Annotated in this window: 14 protein-coding genes; 8 read left to right on the top strand and 6 right to left on the bottom strand. The window is 72.0% G+C overall.

Annotated elements, in window-relative coordinates:
• The first annotated feature begins 82 nt into the window (after positions 1–82).
• Both P4R38_RS17815 and P4R38_RS17810 read left to right on the top strand, forming a co-directional pair.
• A complete protein-coding gene (locus P4R38_RS17815; protein WP_277193338.1) occupies positions 83–1,510 on the top strand; it encodes a M4 family metallopeptidase in 1,428 nt (475 codons plus the stop codon).
• Positions 1,511–1,740: 230 nt separating this feature from the next.
• On the top strand, positions 1,741–2,385 hold the full coding sequence (locus P4R38_RS17810) for a hypothetical protein (RefSeq protein ID WP_277193337.1): 645 nt from the start codon (positions 1,741–1,743) through the stop codon (positions 2,383–2,385).
• Here P4R38_RS17810 and P4R38_RS17805 read toward each other — a convergent pair.
• Positions 2,372–3,292 carry an NADP-dependent oxidoreductase gene (locus tag P4R38_RS17805; RefSeq protein WP_277193336.1) on the bottom strand — a complete coding sequence of 307 codons (921 nt, stop codon included), beginning with the start codon at positions 3,290–3,292 and terminating at the stop codon, positions 2,372–2,374. The two genes, P4R38_RS17810 and P4R38_RS17805, sit on opposite strands and share 14 nt — an antisense overlap.
• 117 nt (positions 3,293–3,409) lie before the next feature.
• Here P4R38_RS17805 and P4R38_RS17800 point away from each other — a divergent pair, with 117 nt between their 5' ends.
• Entirely contained in the window at positions 3,410–4,156 is a 747-nt protein-coding gene (locus tag P4R38_RS17800; RefSeq protein ID WP_277193335.1) for a hypothetical protein, read from the top strand.
• A gap of 18 nt (positions 4,157–4,174) precedes the next feature.
• On the opposite strand, the gene P4R38_RS17795 is transcribed toward P4R38_RS17800, so the two are convergent.
• A complete protein-coding gene (locus tag P4R38_RS17795; RefSeq protein ID WP_275239483.1) occupies positions 4,175–4,684 on the bottom strand; it encodes a TY-Chap domain-containing protein in 510 nt (169 codons plus the stop codon).
• 41 nt (positions 4,685–4,725) lie between these two features.
• On the opposite strand from P4R38_RS17795, the gene P4R38_RS17790 reads away from it, so the two are divergent.
• Positions 4,726–5,028, top strand: coding sequence for a YciI family protein (locus P4R38_RS17790; protein WP_277193334.1), 303 nt, complete (start codon positions 4,726–4,728; stop codon positions 5,026–5,028).
• 138 nt (positions 5,029–5,166) lie between these two features.
• Positions 5,167–6,129 carry a TIGR03557 family F420-dependent LLM class oxidoreductase gene (locus tag P4R38_RS17785; protein ID WP_277193333.1) on the top strand — a complete coding sequence of 321 codons (963 nt, stop codon included), beginning with the start codon at positions 5,167–5,169 and terminating at the stop codon, positions 6,127–6,129.
• Between the two features lie 9 nt (positions 6,130–6,138).
• Here the strand turns inward: P4R38_RS17785 and P4R38_RS17780 are convergent, their stop codons facing one another.
• The 4 genes from P4R38_RS17780 to P4R38_RS17765 form a co-directional block, all read right to left on the bottom strand.
• Positions 6,139–6,987: a PhzF family phenazine biosynthesis protein gene (locus tag P4R38_RS17780; RefSeq protein WP_277193332.1), complete on the bottom strand. Its 849-nt coding sequence runs from the start codon at positions 6,985–6,987 to the stop codon at positions 6,139–6,141.
• A 9-nt stretch (positions 6,988–6,996) separates the two neighbouring features.
• The gene (locus P4R38_RS17775) at positions 6,997–7,545 is read right to left on the bottom strand and encodes a M48 family metalloprotease (RefSeq protein ID WP_277193331.1); all 549 of its coding nucleotides are present in this window, start codon (positions 7,543–7,545) and stop codon (positions 6,997–6,999) included.
• A gap of 63 nt (positions 7,546–7,608) precedes the next feature.
• On the bottom strand, positions 7,609–8,112 hold the full coding sequence (locus tag P4R38_RS17770; RefSeq protein ID WP_277193330.1) for a cupin domain-containing protein: 504 nt from the start codon (positions 8,110–8,112) through the stop codon (positions 7,609–7,611).
• A gap of 109 nt (positions 8,113–8,221) precedes the next feature.
• On the bottom strand, positions 8,222–8,974 hold the full coding sequence (locus tag P4R38_RS17765; protein WP_277193329.1) for a metallophosphoesterase: 753 nt from the start codon (positions 8,972–8,974) through the stop codon (positions 8,222–8,224).
• Positions 8,975–9,064: 90 nt separating this feature from the next.
• Here P4R38_RS17765 and P4R38_RS17760 point away from each other — a divergent pair, with 90 nt between their 5' ends.
• Genes P4R38_RS17760 through P4R38_RS17750 form a run of 3 tightly spaced genes read left to right on the top strand, consistent with a single transcriptional unit; the run spans position 9,065 to position 12,330 of the window.
• The gene (locus tag P4R38_RS17760; RefSeq protein ID WP_277193328.1) at positions 9,065–10,414 is read left to right on the top strand and encodes an ABC transporter substrate-binding protein; all 1,350 of its coding nucleotides are present in this window, start codon (positions 9,065–9,067) and stop codon (positions 10,412–10,414) included.
• A gap of 39 nt (positions 10,415–10,453) precedes the next feature.
• Positions 10,454–11,353 (top strand): carbohydrate ABC transporter permease, encoded by a 900-nt coding sequence (locus P4R38_RS17755; RefSeq protein WP_275239473.1) that lies wholly within the window; start codon positions 10,454–10,456, stop codon positions 11,351–11,353.
• Positions 11,350–12,330 carry a carbohydrate ABC transporter permease gene (locus P4R38_RS17750; protein WP_277193327.1) on the top strand — a complete coding sequence of 327 codons (981 nt, stop codon included), beginning with the start codon at positions 11,350–11,352 and terminating at the stop codon, positions 12,328–12,330. The genes P4R38_RS17755 and P4R38_RS17750 overlap by 4 nt, the downstream gene beginning before the upstream one ends.
• Positions 12,331–12,474: the final 144 nt, after the last annotated feature.

Raw genomic sequence — 12,474 nt, 5'->3', positions numbered from 1 at the left:
ATCTGGTCTGGTCCGGTCCTCGTGGCGGCCCGGCGTGCTCTGCTTCGCGCACTGCAGTTCCCTTCTCATCTACGGAGCTCTCATGCGAGTCCCCCCGCTCCTGGCCGGCGCCGCCCTGTGCGCGCTCGCCCTCCCCGCCGTGTCCGCCACGACCGCGACCGGTCTTGCCACGGCACCCGCCGGTGCGGCGAGCGTCCGCTCCGCCGCCTCCGCCGTACCGTCCGACCTCACCCAGGTCCGGGTCCGGCAGTCCCTGCTCGGCAGCCACACCTGGTACCAGCAGACCCACGGCGGCATCCCGGTTCTCGGCGGCTACTACGCGGTCCACACCAGCCGCGGCGCCTCGACCGTGCAGGACGGCCGCCTCGCGGTGACCGGGCTGGTCATGCCGCGCACCCGCATCACGCCCGCCGCCGCGCAGCAGGCCGCCGCCCCCCACGGCTCCGCGCGCAGCACCCGCCTCGTCATCGTTCCCGGCGCCACCGCGCGCCTGGCGTACGACGTCCGGACCAGCGCCGACAAGCAGGTCCTGGTCGGCGCCTCCGACGGGAAGGTGCTGAAGGTCGTCGACGAGCGCCGGCTGGCGGATGCGACTGGCAAGGTCTTCGACCCGAACCCGGTGGTGTCCCTGCAGAACGAGGGGCTCAAGGACAGCAACAACGCCGCCTCGGCGGTGCCCGCGGCGGCGTACCGGACAGCCACGCTGCAGCACCTGGACACCAGCGGCTACCTGCACGGCACGTACGCCACCGTCGTGAACAAGGCCAAGGGCAAGGTGCCCGGCGTGAAGGCGACCAACGGCACGTTCGACTTCGACCGCAGCCAGACCGGCTTCGAGCAGGTCAACGCCTACTACGCCGTCGACACCGTGCAGAGCTACTTCCAGTCGCTCGGCTTCACCGACGTCAACAACGAGGCGCAGGACCTCAGCGTCGACACCGTCACCGACGACAACTCCTGGTACTCCCCGAGCACCGACACGATCACCTTCGGCACCGGTGGCGTGGACGACGCCGAGGACCAGGAGGTCGTGTGGCACGAGTACGGCCACTCGGTGCAGGACGACCAGGTGCCCGGGTTCGGCAGCACCGAGGAGGGCGGCGCGATCGGTGAGGGCTTCGGCGACTACCTCGCGATGACGATGACCCAGGCGAACAGCCCCGACACCGCCACCACCCCGTGGGCGTGCGTCATGGACTGGGACAGCACGTCGTACACCTCCACGACCCCGCACTGCATCCGCCGCCTCGACACCGGCAAGACCGTTGCGAACAAGACCGGTGAGGTCCACGACGACGGCGAGATCTGGTCGCAGGCGCTGTTCGACATCAACAAGGGCCTGGGCCGCGAGAAGGCGAACAAGGTGATCCTGGAGGGGCAGTTCAGCTACGCCCCGAACACCGACTTCGCCGGCGCCGCGCAGAAGACCGTCGACGCGGCCACGGCGCTGTACGGGTCGACGGACGCCTCGACCGTCCGCGCGGCGTTCCACGCCCGCGGCATTCTCTGACGAGTCCGCCGGCCGGTCACCGGCCGGCCGGCGGCTCGCCCCTCACCCACCCCAGCCCACACCGGCAAAAGGTGGCGACCAGCACACGCATACCTGTGCCGCTCGCCACCTTCTGCCGGAGGGTGGGCGCGCCGCGCGGCGCGCGGCACGAACGGTCGCTGACGTCACGATCCGGTCCCGACGTCGGCGTGCTGCGGACGACGACCGCTCGCTGGGAGTAAGACCCGTACATGAAGCCGTGGCGCGTGCTGGTCCTTGTGCTCCTGACCATGACGTTCTCGCTCACCTCGCTCGCGCCCGCTCACGCGTGCAGCTGCGCTCTCGCGGGAGTGGCCGAGGTGGCGCCCCGTGCGGACACCGTGCTGCGCGGAACGGTGACCCGCGCGGAGTACGGCGGGTCCGACAGCTTCGGCGGCATCCTCACGCGCTACACGGTGACCGTGTCCGAGGTGTTCAAGGGAACCGCCGGCCGTACGACGTACGTGAGCAGCGAGAGGGACCAGGCGTCGTGCGGCGCGACCCTCGCCACCGGGCACGACGTGCTCGTCCTCGGCCGCCGTGTCCGGGGCGAGATCTCCACGAGCCTGTGCCAGTACAGCGGCGACACGACGGCGCGGACCCGTGCGGACCTCGTCCGGCTGCTCGGTCCACCGAAACCGCCGAGCGCGCGCGCCGATCCCTCGCCGCCACCCGCGCCATGGGCCGCCCCCCGCCCGGAAGCAGGCGGAACGGGGCCTCAGGTCAGCTGGGGTGTCGACGAGGAGATGGCGCGCTGGGGCGCCGGCGCAGTGCTGCTCGTGCTCGCGGCCGGGGTGGCGGCGGTCGTCGTCCGCCGACGCCGCCCCGCGGCGACCTCACCGGTCAGGGGACGATGACGACCTTGCCGCGGACGTGGCCCTCCTGGCTGGCGGTGAACGCCTCGGCCACCTGGTCCAGCCCGTAGGTCTTCGACACCTCGACGGTGAGCTTGCCCGCGTCGGCGAGCTCGCTGAGTCGTGCGGTCTCGCGCCCGTCCGGGCGGACCCAGATCAGTCGGCCGCCGTGCTTGAGCACGTCCCCGTCGACCACGGACGTGTGCCGGCCGCCGTCCCGCAGCACCGCCAGCGTCGTCTCGAGCTGGCCGCCGACGAAGTCCGCGACCGCGTCCACCCCGTCTGGAGTGAGCGAGCGCACGCGGTCGGCCAGGCCGTCGCCGTAGGTGACCGGCTCGGCGCCGAGGCCGCGCAGGTAGTCGTGGTTGCGCTCGGACGCGGTGCCGATGACCCGGGCGCCGCGGGCGCGGGCGATCTGGACGGCGAGGCTTCCGACGCCGCCGGCCGCGGCGTGGACGAGGACGGTCTGGCCGTCGGCGACCTCGAGCGCGTCCAGCGAGCGCAGCGCCGTGCCACCGGCGAGGGGGAGCCCGCCCGCCTGCTCCCAGCTGAGGGCGCTCGACTTACGGGCGACGGCGTACGCCGGGACCGCGACCTGCTCGGCGAAGGTGCCGGCGTGCACGGTGTCCTTGCGCGCGTACGCGATGACCTCGTCGCCGACCTCGTACTCGGGGGTGTCCAGGCCGACCGCCGACACGACGCCGGCCACGTCCCAGCCCGGGATGACAGGGAAGACCGCCTCCATCATGCCGTCCAGCCCACCGGCCATGACCTTCCAGTCGACCGGGTTCACGCTCGCCGCGCGCACGTCGATGAGGACGGACCCGGCGCCGAGCTTGGGGGTCGGCAGGTCCTTCACCTCCAGCGTGCTGACGTCGGTGCTGTACTCCGGGTAGGTCACGGCCCGCATGATCGGATCCTTTCGTGGGGGACGGGGTCCGTTCGGTGCAGCGGTGTCGCCCGTGCCGGTATTCCGGTGGATCTCGTCACCACGATGGCGGCCCGGTCGTCTGGGATGGTGGGTCGGGTGCGGGTTCTCACGCTCAACGTCGCCGATCCGCCCGCCGACCGGGCGAAGTCACTGCTGGAGTGGCTGTGGCACCAGCCGGACGAGGTGCTGGTCCTGACCGAGGTGGGTAGCCGCCGTGGGTCCTCGCTGATCGCGCAGGTGTGTCGAGCGGCCGGGTACGACGTGGTCGCGTCGGGTGCGGACGCGCTGGGCGTCCTCGTCGTCGGCCGTGAGGTCGCGCTGGAGCCGCTGGAGGCCGACCTCGGCGAGCTCGCGGGACGGGTGAGCGTCGTGTCCGTGGACGGCGTCACGCTCATCGGGGTGTACGGCGCCGCCAGCGACCCGGTCCGGTACAGCAGCAAGGCGCAACGGCAGCGCAAGCGCGAGTGGCTCGCCTCTTACGACCGGTGGTTGGCCGACTGGCTGCCCGGAGCCGGGCCGACCCTCATGGTGGGCGACCTGAACATCGTTGACCCGCAGCATGATTCGCGACTTCCGTACGTGCTGCCCGAGGAGGCCGCTCTGTACGACGCGCTCGTACGACGGCACGGGCTGACCGACGCCTACCGGCTGCACCACCCGGACGGTGACGCCATCACCTGGGTGGACCACTCCGGCGCGGGCTGCCGGTACGACCACGCGTTCGTGACCGCCGAGCCGGCCGGCGCCGTACGCGGCTGCGACCTCTTGCACGCGCCGCGCGAGGCCGGGTTCACCGACCACTCGGCGCTGCGGGTGCAGCTGGACGGGTCGCTCGCGGGCTGAACCGGTGCGAGCGGGTCGTCAGTCGACGACGCCGCCCTCGACGTCGACGTCCGCCGGCGTCCGCGACCACATGACGTCCCGCAGCGTCGAGCAGATCAGCGACGCCGCGTGCTCGGCGAAGTGGTGCGGAAGGTAGGGGCGCGGGGGCAGCGGCGAGTGCGGCAGGTACATCGTGAAGACGACGACGCCCTCGTTGACCGGGTGCGGCCAGCCGAGGTCGTACAGGCCCTCGACCTGGTCGTCGGTCCAGGCGTACTCACCGCCGAGCGACGCCGGGCCGGTGAGGTCGAGGAGGAGGCTGTTGCCGTCCCGCATGGCCTGGATGACCGGCGCGTCGAACAGCTGGCGCTGCCGCAGCCGGAGTCGGTGGGACAGGGGTCTCCTGCTGGGCGCCGGCGCCACCGGGAAGGTGCCGGCGCGCGGGATCACGACGAGGTTCTCGTGCGGCTGGTGCCCGAGGAGCTGGTCGACGAGGTCGGCCTCCCAGGAGTCCCACGACGACGTGTCGAGGTCGCGGCGCTGGTACACGCCCTGCATGCTGTCATGCCGTACCCGGTACAACTGACTCCGTGCCCAACCTCTTCGTTCTCGACCTCACCTACCCCGCCGGCCCGGACGCAGTCGCGCCTCATCTGGAGGCGCACCGGAAGTGGCTGCGCGAGCAGTACGCGCAGGGGCGGCTGCTCGCCTCCGGCCGGAAGGAGCCGCGCACGGGCGGTGTGATCATCGCTCGCGGTACGGACCGCGCAGAGGTGGAAGCGCTGGTCGAGACGGACCCGTTCCTCGCGGAGGGGGTGGCCGCGTACACCGTGACCGAGTTCGCGCCGACGATGACGGCGCCCGAGCTGGAGCACCTGCGCGTCACCTGCTGACGTCAGCCGGGCAGCTGTTCGCACTCGCCGATCCTCCCGGCGTCCGCACCGCGCGATCACCGGCGATCCGCCGGCCCCAGGATTCGGTGCCTGGCCGGCCGGGTAGTCCGTTCACTCCGACGCCCGGAGGGAGACGCCATGAAGCTGGGGTTCAAGCTCATCGCCGAGGGTTACGGCCCGACCGAGATCGTCCGGCAGGCCCAGGAGGCCGAGCGCGCCGGCTTCGACTTCGTCGAGGTCAGCGACCACTACCACCCGTGGCTCTACAGCCAGCAGCACTCCGGGCACGTCTGGTCGATGCTCGGCGCGATGGCGCAGGCGACCGAGCGGATCGAGCTCGCCACCGGCGTGACCTGCCCGATCATCCGGCAGCACCCGGCGATCGTCGCCCAGGCCGCGGCCACCGTCGGTGTGCTCAGCGGCGGCCGGTTCACACTCGGCCTCGGCGCCGGCGAGCGGCTGAACGAGCACGTCACCGGAGTCGGCTGGCCCTCGGTCACCGTCCGGCACGAGATGCTGCGCGAGGCGATCCAGATCATCCGTCAGCTGTGGGAGGGCGGCTACCAGTCGTACGAGGGCAAGTACCTGACCATTGACGACGCCCGGGTCTTCGACCTGCCGGAGGAGTCACCGCGGATGGTCATCGCGTCCGGTGGTGCCAAGGCCTCCTCGCTGGCCGCCCAGCTCGGCGACGGGCTGTTCGTCACCGAGCCGAAGCCGGAGCTGGTCGACGCCTACCGGGACGCCGGCGGCGACGGACCCACCTACGCCGAGGTCCCCCTCAGCTACGCCGGCAGCGAGGACGAGGCGGCCGAGTCCGCCCACCGGCTGTTCCGGTTCGGGCAGCTCGGCTGGAAGGTGATGTCGGAGCTGCCGAACCCGATCAACTTCGAGGCCGCCGCCTCCTGGGTGACGGTCGACGCCGTCCGCGAGGCGATGGGCTGCGGGCCCGACATCGAGCGGCACGTCGAGGTCACGCAGCAGTTCATCGACGCCGGCTGCGACCACCTGGCGCTCATCAACGCCGGCCCCGACATGGACGCCTTCTTCGCCTTCTTCGCCGACGATCTCGGCCCTCGCCTGCGCGAGCTGGAGGCCTAGACCGCCCGCTCAGTCGGCGATCGGCACGGCCGTACCGGTCACGGTGATCCCGTCGGTCGGCGGCACGTCCACGCGCAGCACGCTCGGGCGTCCGACGTGGTGGCCCTGCCGGATCGTCAGCGTCACCGGCGGACGCACCGCGCCCAGGCTGCGCAGGTACGCACCGGTCGCGGCGGCTGCGGCGCCGGTCGCGTAGTCCTCGGTGATCTCGCCGACGGGGAAGACGTTGCGCGCCTCGTACGTCAGCGGGTCCTGCTGCCACAGCACGGTCATGGTCACCCAGTCCTGCTCGTCGAGCAGGTCGCGGGCCTCCCGCGAGATGAACGTCAGCCCGTCGAACGTCTCCCGCGAGCCGAGGACGAGGACCGGGTGGCGGGCGCCCGCGTACGCCACCCGCGGCGGCAGGTCGGTACGCACGTCGTCCGCCGTGAGGTGCAGGACGCTGAGCAGCCGGTCGAGCGCGGCCGGCTCGAGCTCGCGGACGTGCGGCTCGACGCTGGTGAACGAGGCGGTGATGCCGTTCCCGTCGTCGCTGGTCACGATCTCCACCGGACCGGCGGGGGTGTGGAAGAGCAGCGGGCCGGTGCCGACCTGCTCGGCCATCGCGACGGCGGTCGCGATCGTCGCGTGCCCGCAGAACGGCACCTCGGAATGCGGTGAGAAGTAACGGATCTCGACGTGCCGGTCGCTGGTGGGCTGCCCCGTCACGAAGGCCGTCTCGGCGAAGCCGAGGTCGGCCGCCACCTGCTGCATCCGCTCGTCGGTCCAGTCGCGCGCATCCAGCACCACGCCCGCGGGGTTGCCGCCGCCGGGCTCGGCGGAGAACGCGGCCAGCCGGAGCACTTCGTCGCTCGTCATGGGCACAGGCTAGGCGTGGGCGGTCGCGCGGCGTCGGGCGTCCCAGCCCGGGTGCGAGGGGAACAGCGCGTGCACGAACCGCGACCCGTCGTACGGCTGCCCGGCCAGGGTGATCGGCGCTCCGGCGTCGGCGGCGTAGCGGTCCGCGGCGAGCTCGCGCGGCCACAGCCGGGTTCGCAGCATCGCGTGCAGGTGGCCGAGGAGGGCGAGGGGGACGGCGAGGGCGAGCACGGGCAGCGCGACCGCGACGAGCAGGAGCCCGGCGGTCAGTGCGAGCGCCTCGGCCGCGTACGCCACCGCGCCGCGTCGGGCGAGCGCGGTGGCGGTGTGACCCAGCGCGAGGTGACCGATCTCGTGGGCGACGGTGAACCGCAGCCGGCCCGGATGGCGCAGGGTGCCGCGGCCCAGGACGATCTCGTGCCGCCCGTCCCGGGTGTACGCAGCACCGTCGTCGCCGTCGACCCAGGTGACCGCGACCGCCGGCAGGCCTGCGGCGGCCGCCAGCTCACCGACGTACGCCTCCGCGTCGGCCCGGCTGACCTCGACGGTCGTGCTCACGGGCACCTCCTCGAGGGGACGGTTCCCCTCGAGACTACGGCGGCGGCGACGGGCGCCCCAGCCTCAGCGGCGGATCAGCCTGGCGACCGCACCCAGCGCCCGGACGACGACGTCGCCCAGCGGCCGCGGCCCCGGCACGACGAGCCGGAACTCGTCCCGGTGCCTCGCCGCGTGGGCGGCGAACCCGAGGGCGTCCGGCCGGGCCTTGCCCAGCGCGCTCGCGTCCCGGGCGAGCCGGTCGAGGCCGCGGAACCACTCCTCGCTGCGCAGCGCCGGCCGGGTCTCCCAGCGGGCGGTGGTGGTGACGGTGCCGCCGTTCCACATCCGGTGCACCGTCCCGGCCGGGATGGTGAACGACTCGCCCGCCGCGTGGTCGGTGGTCGTGCCGTCCGTCTCGACCCGGAGCATGCCGGTGAGCACCTCGAACCGCTCCTCCTGCTGCGGGTGGAAGTGCGCGGGCGGCTTGCCCTCGCCCGGCTCGTACGTCGCGAGGACGGCCAGACAGTCCGCGTCGCTGGAGGTGATCTCGAGGTGGCCGTGGTCGCTCAGGCGGATCTCGTCGGTCATGCCCTGAGCATGGCGGCTGGGTGGCTGCCCGGCCCGCAGAACGGCGCGGTTGCTTCGGCACCGTCGACGCCAGCACCGGCCGACCGGGGAGCGACGCCGTCGGGCGCCCTCAGGGCAGGGTGCGCCAGTGCGTCACGACCCGGCCGTCGTCGCCGACCAGGTGCACCGCGAACGTCGGCGCCAGCCCGGGCGTGATCGCCGGCAGCGCCTCGGCGTCCAGGGTCACCGTGGACGCGATCCCCCCTCCGATGAGCAGCGGCGCTCCGGCGAACGTCGTCGCGCACGCCGTGTGCGCGTGCCCGACCAGCGTGGCGACGAGGTTCTCGTGCCGCCCGATCACTGCGGCGAGCTCATCCGCGTTCTGCAGGCGGATCGGGTCCATCAGCGCGACGTGGAGGTCGACCGGCGGGTGGTGCAGGCCCAAATAGGTGGGCCGCCCGTCGGCGAGTGCCCCGTCGAGCAGCCGCAGCGACTCCGGGGCCAGGACGCCGTGGTCGATCCGCTCGCCGGGCGGCGCCGGGACGAGGGAGTCCAGCAGCACGAACCGCACGCCCGCGACGTCGTGGACCAGGTCGAGCGGACCCTCGGCCGCAGCCTCCCGCAGGTGGCGGGCGAACGCCGGGCGCACGTCGTGGTTGCCGGGACAGGTCAGCAGCGGAGCAGGCCCCGGCCAGCGGGCGAGGGCCGCTGCGGCGTCGACGTACTCGTCGTCGTGGCCGTGGTCGGCGATGTCCCCGGTCACGAGCACCACGTCGGGACCCGGCCGCATCGCGGCGAGGTGCTCGACGGCGCGGACGGTCCGGTCGCCGACGCCCTCGTACGCACCGAAGTGGGTGTCGCTCAGGTGGGCGATGGTCAGCATGAGCGGATCCTGGCACGGGCCGCTGACGGGCCGCCTTTGTCAGTCCTTGTCGCATTGACGGGTTCGACGGTAAGAAACTACCTTCTGCGTGTGACCGAGGACACAGTGGGCAAGATCGGGTCCGTACGCCGCGGCAGGATGCTGGCGGTCGCGGCGGCGGGAGCACTCGTACTGAGCGCGTGCGCGCCGAGCGACTCCGGCGACGACGCGGGCAACGGCGGCACCGGTGGTACCGGCGCCAGTGCGGGAGCGGCCGGCAACGCCACGCTCACCGTGTGGTCGTGGCGGGTGGAGGACAAGGCCGCGTACGAGAAGATCTTCGCCGCGTACGAGAAGAAGCACCCGGGCGTGAAGGTCGACTTCAAGGCCTTCAAGGCCACCGAGTACAACAAGATCCTCGCCACCGGGCTGGCGGGCTCGGGCGGGCCCGACGTCCCGCAGGTCCGCTCCTACGGTCAGCTCCAGACGACCGTGGCGTCCGGCTCGCTGGTGCCGCTGGACGGCAAGGTCGATGTCAGCAGCTGGGACGCGAACTCCGTCGCCAGCGCCAAGGGCAAGAGCGACGGCAGGCTGTACGCGGTGCCGTTCGCCCGGCAGACCGTCCAGATGTTCTACAACAAGAGGCTGTTCGAGAAGAACGGCCTGCAGCCGCCGGCCACCTGGGCTGACTTCATGAAGGCCAACATCACGCTCAGGAAGACCGACGTCACGCCGATCGCCGTCGGGGCCAAGGACGACTGGACGCTGCCGATCGTGCACGAGGTGCTCGCCGCGCCGCGGTTCGGCGGCAAGGCGTTCGCGGACGCGGCCCGCACCGGAAAGACGTCGTTCACCGACCCCGCCTGGGTCGACTCGGTCAAGGTCGTCGGGGACCTGAAGCAGTACATGCCCAAGAACGTCACCGGCGTGGCCCAGACCGACGCGCAGACGCTGTTCAGCTCCGGTCAGGCGGCGATGATCCCGGGCGGCTCGTTCGACCTGTCGGTGCTGCAGAAGCCGGACCCGACGCTGCAGATCGGCGTCTTCCAGGTCCCGCCGCCGCCCGGCTCGCCGGCCGGCTCGAGCGCCACCACCCCGGGCTGGGCCGACGGCAACTTCGCGGTGTCGAAGAAGTCGAAGCACCAGGCGCAGGCGATGGAGCTGGTGCAGTGGATGAGCACGCCGGAGTTCGGCCAGATGGTCGCCGACGAGATCAAGCAGATCTCCGCCGTGCCCGGCGTCACCTACTCCGACCCGCTTCTGAAGCAGATGAACGACGCGTACACCAAGAACGGCTCGCCGTACCTGCTGCTCACCGACTTCCGGTACGGCGCCCCGAGCGGCACCGACCTGATGGGCAAGGGCGTCCAGCAGCTGCTCCTCGGCCAGAAGGACGCGGCCGGCGTCAGCAAGGACCTCGACACCGGCATCAAGACGTGGTTCAAGCCGAGCGGGTCGTGACGGGTCCTTCGTCGCCCGCCCCGGCGTACGGTCGCTGACGTGCGCCGCCGGACCTCGCTGCTGTTCGTCGCTCCCGCGCTGCTGCTGTTCGGGGTGTTCGTCCTCTACCCGATGGTGACCGCGTTCTCGTACGCCTTCTTCGACTGGCGGGGGACGACCCGCTCGGACTTCGCCGGCCTCGCCAACTTCGACGCCCTCTTCTCGCGGGCGCCGTTCACCACGGACCTGCCCCGGGCGCTCGGGCACAACCTGCTGTTCTTCCTCGGCACGATGCTGGCCCAGAACACGATCGGCCTCGGGATCGCCTACCTGCTCTACCGCCGCGACCGCACCCGCCGGGTCCTGCAGACGTTGTACGCGATGCCGTACCTGCTCAGCCCGATCGTCATCGGGTACCTGTGGACGCTGCTGCTGTCCCCGACGTTCGGGCCGGTCAACACCCTGCTCACCAAGGTCGGGCTGGAGTCGTGGGCCGTCCCGTGGCTGGGCCGGCCGAGCACCGCGCTCTGGGTCGTGGTGCTGGTCAGCGTCTGGCAGTGGATCGGGTTCCCCGTGCTGCTGTACGGCGCGGCGCTGGGCGGCGTCCCGGACGACCTGACCGAGGCGGCCCGCGTCGACGGGGCCTCCCCACGCCAGACCTTCTTCCGGATCGTGCTGCCCCTGCTCGTGCCGGCCATCGGCACCGTCACCGTCCTGACGTTCATCTTCGCGATGGAGGCGTTCGCGCTGCCGTACGCCGTCGGCGGCTCCACCGGCAACCCCGCCGGCGCCACGGACTTCGTCTCCCTGCTCTTCTACCGGACGGCGTTCGACTCCGGCGCCACGGACGCCATCGGCACGTCCTCGGCGCTCGCGACGCTGCTGTTCCTCCTGATCTTCGGGGGAGCCCTGCTCGCCACCTGGGTGCTGCGCCGCCAGGAACGGAGGATCACCGGATGAGCAGCGCGGCCCGGAACCGGACCACCGACAGCACCGACACCAACGGCGCCACTGCCGCCCCTCCTTCGTCCGCGAGATCTGACTTCCCGGCATCGCATGGAAAGCCGGGCCGTCGAGATTCGCAGGGTGGCGCTCCGCAGGCCCGCCGCAGGGGACGGGCACGACCCGTCGGCGGCGCCCTCGGCTCGGTCGCCCTGTGGGTGTACGCGATCGGCGCGCTCGTCCCGCTGCTGCTCATGGTGTCCAGCTCGCTGCGCCCGAACGCCGACCTGGTCCGGGACCCGCTCGGCGCGCCCTGGCCGCCCACGCTCGACTCGTACCGGACGGCGTGGACCGACGGCTCGTTCGCGACGTACTTCCTCAACTCGCTGCTGGTCACCTGCGGCGCCGTGCTGCTCTCGACCGCGGTCGCGACCATGGCGGCGTACGGCCTCGCGCGCTCCCGCTCGCGGCTCGTCGGCGCGGTGGAGTCACTCTTCCTGTCCGGGCTGATGCTGCCGGTACACCTGGCGATCCTGCCGATCTTCTACCTGTTCGACGGCGTCGGGCTGATCGACTCCCGGCTCGGGCTGACGCTGATGTACGCCGCGTCCGGTGTGCCGTTCTCGGTGTTCGTGCTGACGACGTTCTTCCGCCAGCTGCCGGTCGAGCTGGAGGAGGCGGCGCAGCTGGACGGCGCCTCGGCGTGGCAGACGTTCGTGCGGATCATGGTGCCGATGGTGAAGCCGGCGGTGGCGACGGTGGCGATCTTCCGGTTCGTGCCGATCTGGAACGACTTCCTCTTCCCGCTGGTGCTGCTGCGCGACGACGCGAAGTACACCCTGCCGGTCGGGCTGACGACCTTCTTCGGCGAGAACGAGGCGAACTACTCCGCGATCTTCGCCGGCCTGGTCATCACGACCGTGCCGCTGATCGTGCTGTTCCTGCTGGCCACCAAGCAGATCGTCGCCGGCCTCACCGCCGGCATGTCCAAGTAGCCGACCACCCCTCTCGGCAAGAGCTGGCGGCGGGCACAGGTATGCGTGTGCAACCGGCCAGCTTCTGCCGGGAGTTGGTGGGACGGCGGTGGGCTGACAGGACGCTCCTATGGGTCGTCAAGCCGTGATGGGGCCGTGTTCAAG

Source organism: Luteipulveratus flavus, assembly GCF_029439465.1.
In the GTDB taxonomy this organism is placed as follows: Bacteria; Actinomycetota; Actinomycetes; order Actinomycetales; family Dermatophilaceae; genus Luteipulveratus; species Luteipulveratus flavus.
Note: the sequence above shows the minus strand (reverse complement) of the source record. Positions and strands in the feature narration are given on the sequence as shown.

Bases quoted from the DNA above. Each gene is read 5' to 3' on its own strand.
- P4R38_RS17785 (WP_277193333.1), top strand. From the start codon at position 5,167: ATGAAGCTGGGGTTCAAGCTCATCGCCGAGGGTTACGGCCCGACCGAG.
- P4R38_RS17750 (WP_277193327.1), top strand. From the start codon at position 11,350: ATGAGCAGCGCGGCCCGGAACCGGACCACCGACAGCACCGACACCAAC.
- P4R38_RS17805 (WP_277193336.1), bottom strand. From the start codon at position 3,292: ATGCGGGCCGTGACCTACCCGGAGTACAGCACCGACGTCAGCACGCTG.
- P4R38_RS17810 (WP_277193337.1), top strand. From the start codon at position 1,741: ATGAAGCCGTGGCGCGTGCTGGTCCTTGTGCTCCTGACCATGACGTTC.
- P4R38_RS17780 (WP_277193332.1), bottom strand. From the start codon at position 6,987: ATGACGAGCGACGAAGTGCTCCGGCTGGCCGCGTTCTCCGCCGAGCCC.
- P4R38_RS17765 (WP_277193329.1), bottom strand. From the start codon at position 8,974: ATGCTGACCATCGCCCACCTGAGCGACACCCACTTCGGTGCGTACGAG.
- P4R38_RS17770 (WP_277193330.1), bottom strand. From the start codon at position 8,112: ATGACCGACGAGATCCGCCTGAGCGACCACGGCCACCTCGAGATCACC.
- P4R38_RS17815 (WP_277193338.1), top strand. From the start codon at position 83: ATGCGAGTCCCCCCGCTCCTGGCCGGCGCCGCCCTGTGCGCGCTCGCC.